This window comes from Methylobacterium sp. (genome assembly GCF_019750675.1).
GTDB lineage: Bacteria > Pseudomonadota > Alphaproteobacteria > Rhizobiales > Beijerinckiaceae > Methylobacterium.
The window spans coordinates 1-7,055 of record NZ_JAIEOF010000077.1 but is presented as its reverse complement, the minus strand read 5'-3'; the positions used below and the strand labels follow the sequence as shown (position 1 = coordinate 7,055).

Sequence of the window (7,055 nt, the reverse complement as noted above, 5' to 3'; positions counted from 1 at the left end):
TGCTGTCCATGGTGGTGCTGGCCCTGGCCCTGCGCGATCCGTTGCCGGCGGCGAGCCTGACCGCGCGCATCCCCTGGTGGGCCTGGAGCGGGGGGTTCTTCGGCGCGGTCTTCATCGCGCTGGCCACGATTCTCGTGCCGGCACTCGGGGCAGCGACCTTCCTGGCGCTCCTCGTCACCGGCCAGATGCTCGCCTCGGTGGCCTTCGACCATTTCGGATGGCTCGGCCTCGCCCAGCGCGCCGTCGATGGGCCGCGACTGATCGGCGTGGCGCTCCTGATCGGCGGTGTCATCCTCATCCGGCGCTGAGGCTTCGGCTCACCCGACCTCAGTGGCGGTCATCCGCACGCGCAGCACCTCCACGTCGGCGTGGTTGCTCGACAGGAGGTCGGTGATGTCGCCGTCGAGCAGCGCCTTCACGTGGCGGCACCGGGTGCCGTAGCGTCCGGCCATGCAGGTACAGCGCAGGTGCGGCCCGTTGCTGCGATCCTCCAGGGTCACGGCGTAGCGGTTGCCGCTGCTGCCGCGCACCGCGAAGTGCAGGCCCGCCGAGGCCGTGGGACGCGCCCCCGCCGCGACGCGGGCCCGCTCCGTCAGCGAGACCGGCCGGCCCTGCGGCGGCGGCGCGCGGTCGGGCCCCGACGGGACCGTGGTGATCGGCAGGCGAAGCGTCCGCGACAGGGCGGGCACGTCCGGCGCGCCCGTCTCCCGGACAGCGGCCAGCGCGATCTCCGCGCAGGCATAGGCATCCTCGCCGGCATCGTGGTGGGCGAACCGGATACCGAGGCGCGCCGCGACCTTGCCGAGGCCGCAGCCCTCCTCGGCCGGGAACACCCGCCGGGCGATCTGCACCGTACAGAGATAGGAGAAGGCCGGTGGCCGGACGCCGTAGGCCGCCAGGGAGGCGCGCAGCACGCCGAGGTCGAAGCCGGCATTGTGGGCGAGGATCAGCCCCGAGGCGAGATCGGGCAGGAACTCCGCCATCACGGTGGGGAAATCGGGCTTGTCGCGGACGTCGGCCGGGAGAATGCCGTGGACGCGGATGTTGCCGGGCGAGAAGCGTAAGGCAGGCGGACGGATCAGGCGGGATTCACGCCGGACCACCCGGCCGCCGGCGATCCAGGCGAGGCCGACCGCACAGGCGCTGTCGCGCCGCTCGTTGGCGGTCTCGAAGTCGAGGGCGATGACGGTCATGCGGTGGCCGAGAAAACCTCTGCCGGCCGGACGCGGCCAGGCGCCCACGGGTGCGGGCCCCGCCGAGTCTAGGCGCCCGCGATTTCCGGCTCAAGCGCTGGCGACGAGCGCCAGCCATGCCGCCTCGCTGATGACCTCGACGCCGTGCTTCTCGGCATCCTTCAGCTTGGAACCCGCCCCCGGCCCCGCCACGACGAGGTCGGTCTTGGCCGAGACCGAGCCGGAAACCTTGGCGCCCAGGCGCTCGGCCGTGGCCTTGGCCTCCGAGCGGGTCATCTGCTCCAGGCTGCCGGTGAACACCACCGTCTTGCCCGCGAAGGCGGTCGCGGTGGCGGGGGCCGCCATGGGCTCGGTCTTCACCTGATCGAGCAGCGCGCGGACCGCCGCGTCGTTGTGTGGCTCGGCGAAGAAGGCGATCAGCGAATCCGTCGCGACCGGGCCGATCTCGCCGTCATCGGCGAAGTGGCGATAGGCGTCGCCCGGCCGCTGCCCGGCCGCCCGCGCGATACCGGCGGCGACGGCATCCTCGTTGCCGTAATGCGCCAGCAGGCTGGCGCGCTGGGGCGCCGACAGGCGCACGTGCCCCTGCGGCTGAGCCTCCGCCTCGTCCTCAGCGGCTTCTACCTCGCCACCCGCGCGGGGGTACCCCACCTCCAGCAGGCGGTCGCGGGTGGTCGGGCCGATGCGGGGTAGCGCCGAGAGTTCGATCCAGGCCGGCCCGGCTTGGTCGCGGGCGGCCGCGGCGACACCCGCCATCAGGGCGGACATGTCAGGGAACCGCTTGGCCAGGGCCTTGGCGGTGGATTCGCCGATCTCCGGAATGCCGAGGGCGAAGAGGACGCGGTTCAGCGGCAGGCTGCGGCGGTCCTCGACCGAGGCGAGGAGGTTCTTGATCGCCTTGTCTTCCTCCTCGCCCTTCTTCTTGGTCGGCTTCTTCGGGGGGGGCACCCCTTCCGCCCGGCGCTCGGCGGACAGCGCCTCGCGCCGGGCCACGATGGCGGCCTTCAGGGGCTCGAACTCGAGCCGGAACAGGTCGGCGGGCTGGCGCACCAGACCGGCCTCGAACAGCACCTCGATATAGGTCTGGCCGAAGCCCTCGAGGTCGAAGCCGTTGCGCGAGACGAAGTGCTTCAGGCGCTCGACGCCCTGCGCCGGGCAGATCAGGCCGCCGGTGCAGCGGCGCACGGCGTCGGGCTTGCCCGTGCGCGGGTTGATCTCGCGCACCGCCCGGCTCCCGCAGGCGGGGCAATGGGTCGGGAATTCGTAGGGCTTCGAATCGGCCGGGCGCTTCTCCAGCACGACGTCCATCACCTTCGGAATCACGTCGCCGGCCCGCAGCACCACGACGGTGTCGCCGACCCGGATGTCGCGCCCATCGCGGATCGGCTCGCCGTCGCCGCCCACGCCCTGGACGTAGCCCTCGTTGTGCAGGGTGGCGTTCGAGACCACGACGCCGCCGACCGTCACGGGGCGGAGCTTGGCCAGCGGGTTCAGGGAGCCGGTGCGCCCGACATTGATTTCGATGTCCTCGACGACGGTCAGCGCCTTCTGAGCGGCGAACTTGTGGGCGAGGGCCCAGCGCGGCGAGCGCGAGACGAAGCCGAGGCGGCGCTGCAGGGCTAGGTCGTCGACCTTGTAGACGACGCCGTCGATGTCGTAGCCGAGGTCGGCGCGCGCGGCCTCGATGCTCCGGTAATGCGCGATCATCGCCTCGGCGTCGGCGCAGAGCCGGGTGCGATCGTTGACCGGCAGCCCCCAGGCCCGGAACCGCTCCAGCACGCCGTGCTGCGTGCCCTCGAACGCCGGCACCACCTCGCCCCAGGCATAGGCGAAGAACTTCAGCGGCCGCGAGCGGGTGATCTCGGGATCGAGCTGGCGCAGGGAACCGGCCGCCGCGTTGCGGGGATTGGCGAACAGGGCCTTTCCGGCGGCTGCCTGGCGCGCGTTGATGGCGGCGAAATCCGCGTGACCGAGATAGACCTCGCCCCGCACCTCGCAGACCCGCGGCACGTCGGCCCCGGCGAGTCGCTGTGGAATATCCGCGACCGTGCGGGCATTGGCGGTGACATCCTCGCCCACCTCGCCGTCGCCGCGGGTCGCCGCCGTGACGAGGCGCCCGTCCTCGTAGCGCAGGGCCAGGGAGAGACCGTCGATCTTCGGCTCGGCGGTGAAGGCCAGGGGCTCGGTCTCGGGCCGATTCAGGAAGCGCCGGACCCGGGCGACGAACTCCGCCACCTCCTCGTCCGCGAAGGCGTTGCCCAGCGAAAGCATCGGCACCGCGTGCCGCACCTTGGCGAACTTCTCGGACGGCTTGGCGCCCACGGACGCGCTGGCGGCGCCGGTTCCGGCCAGATCCGGAAACCGCGCCTCGATCTGCTCCAGCCGGCGGCGCAACGCGTCGTATTCCGCATCCGTGATCTCGGGGGCGTCCTCCTGGTGATAGAGGCGGTCCGCCTCGGCGATCCGGTCGGACAGGTCCGCGTGCTCGGCCCGCGCCGTCTCGGCGGTCATCGTCTCGAGGCTGTCGACGGCGGTCTCTGTGGGCATGGGGATGCTTCGTGATCGGGGGCGGGCGCGACGGCGGCTTATAGCAACCGACAACCGTCGCGGCACCGGCCAAGGTTCCGGACGGGCCGCGGCTCTGCACAGGCCTGTAACCCGCGCGCCGGCCGAGCGAAGTGGTCTCGACACCACGACCCCGCGATGGACCCGCGAGACCGGCTGCGACCCCGCGCCGCCTCACGGATCCTCAGCGGCCCCTATCTTCCGACCAGAACGCCCAACGATCCCGGATCGCCATGCCAGCCCTGCCCGCCTTCTCCGCGCCCTGGCGCGACCGCGCCGGACGCGTCTCCGGCCTGAAGCTCGCGACCTTCCTGTTCGCTCTGGCTCCCGGCCTGTGGCTGGCCGGCGCCTACGCGGCCGATGCCCTCGGAGCGAAGCCCATTACCGCGCTCCTGCACGGCACCGGCGAGTGGGCGGTGCGATTCCTGATGCTCTCGCTGGCGGTGACGCCCCTGCGCCGCATCGCTCACGCGCCGAAGCTCATCCTCGTGCGCCGCATGCTCGGCCTGACGGTGCTGGCCTACGTGCTGATCCACCTGATGCTCTACGTCGTCGATCAGAACTTCGTACTGACCAAGGTCGTCAGCGAGATCGTGTCCCGGATCTACCTCACCATCGGCTTCGTCGCGCTGCTCGGCCTCACGGTACTCGGCATCACCTCCACGGACGGGATGATCCGGCGCCTCGGCAAGGCCTGGCCGCGCCTGCACAAGACCGTCTACGTCATCGCGATCCTGGGCCTGATCCACTACTTCCTGCAGGCCAAGATCGACGTCTCCGATCCGGTCTTCTGGACCGGCGCCTTCCTGCTGCTGATGGGTCACCGCGCCATGCAGCGCTTCGGCTGGCCGACCAACCCGCTCACCCTCCTGGGTCTCGCGGTGGCCGCCGCCCTCCTGACCGCGCTGCTGGAAGCGGCCTGGTACGGCGTCGCCAGCGGCATCCCGGCGAGCCTCGTCCTGTCGGCCAACCTGGATTTCCCGGAGACCGTCCGGCCGGCCTGGTGGGTGCTGGCCCTCGGCCTCGCCGTGCCCGTGCTGAATGCCGTGCGGGTGCGAATGGACAAGAGCGGGCGCGGCAAGGCGAAGCCCGCACCGGCCACGCGCCCGGCCCCGGCGCGGGAGGCGGTGGCGGCGCGCTGACGTCGCTCCCGCGCCGGGGCTTGCTCCGGCTGGCCGGCACGCGCATGAAACGCCCGGCGTCGCGGAGGGAGCAGCCCGCATGTGGACACGGATCTTGACGGTGGCGGCCCTCGGCCTCGGCGTCTCGGCGGGCGCGGCGCAGGCGGCCTGCACCTTGCCCGAGCCGCCCCCGGCGACGGCCCGTCCGACCAAGCCGCCACTTCCGGCCAAGCCCGCCTGCCTCGAGGCCAAGGGCGGCTGCCCAGGCTGGGAAGCCTACAGCTACAACGACGCGATCAAGGCCTACAACGAGAAGGCCGCCGCGTTCCGCCCCCTGGCCGAGGCCTACGTCAAGGCGCTCAACGCCTACGTGAAGGCAAGCAGCGACTACGCGCAGTGCGAGGTGAAAGCCCTGCAGCCGTGACGGGTCTTCGGCGAATGGTCCACGCGTGCTAGACAGTGCGGCTTGCACGCGCCTAAGAGGCCGGGCAGGGACCCAATCGATGAGCGTTCAGCCGAAATCCCGCATGAGCGTCGAGGAATTCCTGGCCTGGGCCGAGCACCAGCCGGACCGCTACGAGCTGTTCGACGGAGAGGTCTTCGCGATGGCGCCGCAGCGGGTGCGGCACGCGGAGACGAAATTCGCGGTGCAGGTTGCACTCCGTTCCGGCATCCGGTCGGCGGGGCTGCCCTGTCACATGCTGCCGGACGGCATCACGGTTCGGATCGACGACGCGACCAGCTTCGAGCCGGATGCCCTGGTCTATTGCGGTCCGCGTCTCGATGCCGATGCCACCGTGGCGACCGAGCCCGTCATCGTGATCGAGGTTCTGTCACCGAGCACCGGACGGATCGACACGGGTCAGAAGCTCGTCGGATACTTCCGCGTCCCGAGCCTTATGCACTACCTGATCGTCGACCCGGTCAAGCGCATGATGATCCATCACAAGCGCGGCGCGGACGAGCTGATCGAGACCCGCCTCACCGGGTCCGGCGCCATCGACCTGACGCCGCCGGGTTTCCGCCTCGACGTTTCGGCCTGCCTGACGGAGCCCTGATGGCGGCACCCGTAGCTTGACCCCCGCCAGGGGCGATGCCACAGCCCGGCGCAGTTCCCCCCTCGATCGCCAGACTGGACGGCCCGATGCCCGAATCCCTCGACCTCCTCGTTCTCGGCAACGCCATCGTCGATCTCATCGCCCGCACCGAGGAGGACTTCCTCGCCGCACAGGGCGTGCCCAAGGGCGCGATGCAGCTGATCGACGAGGCACGGGCGGAATCGCTCTTCGCCGCCATGGGCCCGGCCACCATCGTGTCGGGCGGCTCCGGCGCCAACACGGCCGTGGGCGCGGCGATGCTGGGCGCCAGGACCGGCTTCGTCGGCAAGGTCCGCGACGACGAGCTCGGCGGCCTGTTCGCGCACGACCTCAAGGCCACCGGCGTCCGCTTCCCCGTCGCCGCCGCCAGCGACGGACCGGCCACCGCACGCTGCTTCATCCTGGTCACGCCGGACGGCGAGCGCACCATGAACACGTATCTCGGCGCCTGCCAGGGCCTGTCCCCGGCCGACGTCGACGCCGCCACCGTGGCGAGCGCCCGCGTGGTCTATCTCGAAGGCTATCTCTGGGATCCGCCGGCCGCCAAGGACGCGTTCCGCAAGGCCGTGACCATCGCCCACGAGGCCGGCAACGCCGCGGCACTGACCTTGTCGGACGCGTTCTGCGTCGGGCGCTACCGCGACGAGTTCCTCGGCCTGATCCGCGACGGCAGCATCGACATCCTGTTCGCGAATATCGGTGAGTTGCAGAGCCTCTACGAGACCGACGATGCCGAGGCCGCGATCCGGGCCCTGCGCGACGAGAGCGCGGCCCGCGGCAAGGACCTCCTCGGCCTCGTCACGCGCTCGGCGGACGGCGCCCTCGTGATCCAGGGCGGCAACGTGCAGGCCGTGCCCGCCTCGCCGGTGCACGAACTCGTCGACACCACCGGGGCGGGCGACCTCTTCGCGGCGGGCTTCCTCGCCGGACATGCCCGTGGCCTCGACCACGGCGCCAGCGCCCGCCTCGGGGCGCTGGCCGCCGCCGAAGTGATCCAGCACATCGGCGCCCGGCCGCAGCACGATCTCGTCGCCCTCGCCAAGGCGCAGGGTCTGCTCTGACGCCGTCGCCGCGAACGC

General features: G+C 71.5%; 7 protein-coding genes. 5 read left to right on the top strand and 2 right to left on the bottom strand.

Annotated features, from left to right (window positions below):
• Window positions 1–308 (top strand): DMT family transporter (locus K2X24_RS04015; protein WP_292494896.1); only part of this gene is annotated, 308 nt, incomplete at its 5' end.
• 9 nt (window positions 309–317) lie between these two features.
• Here K2X24_RS04015 and K2X24_RS04010 read toward each other — a convergent pair.
• Complete coding sequence (locus K2X24_RS04010) at window positions 318–1,193, bottom strand: 3'-5' exonuclease (RefSeq protein ID WP_292494894.1); 876 nt, start codon at window positions 1,191–1,193, stop codon at window positions 318–320.
• 90 nt (window positions 1,194–1,283) lie between these two features.
• Complete coding sequence (gene ligA / locus K2X24_RS04005) at window positions 1,284–3,740, bottom strand: NAD-dependent DNA ligase LigA (protein ID WP_292494892.1); 2,457 nt, start codon at window positions 3,738–3,740, stop codon at window positions 1,284–1,286.
• 251 nt (window positions 3,741–3,991) lie between these two features.
• Here ligA and K2X24_RS04000 point away from each other — a divergent pair, with 251 nt between their 5' ends.
• From K2X24_RS04000 to K2X24_RS03985, 4 genes are all read left to right on the top strand, one after another.
• A complete protein-coding gene (locus K2X24_RS04000; protein ID WP_292494890.1) occupies window positions 3,992–4,900 on the top strand; it encodes a sulfite oxidase heme-binding subunit YedZ in 909 nt (302 codons plus the stop codon).
• A gap of 79 nt (window positions 4,901–4,979) precedes the next feature.
• Window positions 4,980–5,303 carry a hypothetical protein gene (locus K2X24_RS03995; protein ID WP_292494888.1) on the top strand — a complete coding sequence of 108 codons (324 nt, stop codon included), beginning with the start codon at window positions 4,980–4,982 and terminating at the stop codon, window positions 5,301–5,303.
• A 79-nt stretch (window positions 5,304–5,382) separates the two neighbouring features.
• The gene (locus tag K2X24_RS03990; RefSeq protein WP_292494886.1) at window positions 5,383–5,937 is read left to right on the top strand and encodes a Uma2 family endonuclease; all 555 of its coding nucleotides are present in this window, start codon (window positions 5,383–5,385) and stop codon (window positions 5,935–5,937) included.
• A gap of 86 nt (window positions 5,938–6,023) precedes the next feature.
• On the top strand, window positions 6,024–7,037 hold the full coding sequence (locus tag K2X24_RS03985; protein ID WP_292494884.1) for an adenosine kinase: 1,014 nt from the start codon (window positions 6,024–6,026) through the stop codon (window positions 7,035–7,037).
• Window positions 7,038–7,055 lie beyond the last annotated feature (18 nt).